This is a genomic window from Neisseria sp. P0020.S003, from assembly GCF_051957095.1.
GTDB lineage: Bacteria > Pseudomonadota > Gammaproteobacteria > Burkholderiales > Neisseriaceae > Neisseria > Neisseria subflava.
The window spans coordinates 1-438 of record NZ_JBQCWU010000082.1 but is presented as its reverse complement, the minus strand read 5'-3'; the positions used below and the strand labels follow the sequence as shown (position 1 = coordinate 438).

The 438-nt window shown below is 48.6% G+C and carries 1 pseudogene; it reads left to right on the top strand.

What is annotated here, in order from left to right:
• Positions 1-333, top strand: a pseudogene (locus ACTHTQ_RS11425) (aldose epimerase); the annotation flags it as partial.
• Between the last annotated feature and the right edge of the window lie 105 nt (positions 334-438).

Genomic DNA, 438 nt, shown 5'->3' with positions numbered 1-438 from the left:
CCCGTCAGCACATCCCCAGGATTCCACCCCTACTTTACCGCCGCCGGCACACAATTTGATTTCAACGGTGCACCATACGATGTCGACTATATCTCCCATACCGAATTTGTCTCCTCCAATCAAGATGCACACGGTGCATTTGACTGCTTGAAACTGGATATCTGCACCCACAATCTGCCTGTGTACGCCCTCTGGAGCGATCGAAACGGCCAATATACTGGTGCAGAGCCAACCGCAGAAGGCAATGCATTTTTATCCCCTGCACGAGGCGGACAGTTTGTTTCAGGGCACAGCAAAAAACGTTACGCCATGAAAATCAGACTGATGGCTTAAAATGTTCTGTAAAGGCCCCAAATACTTAAAAACCACCCCAAAGGGTGGTTTTCTTATGGCTTACAGGCCATTGTTATTGATTGCATTCGCAATATCGCGTACCGC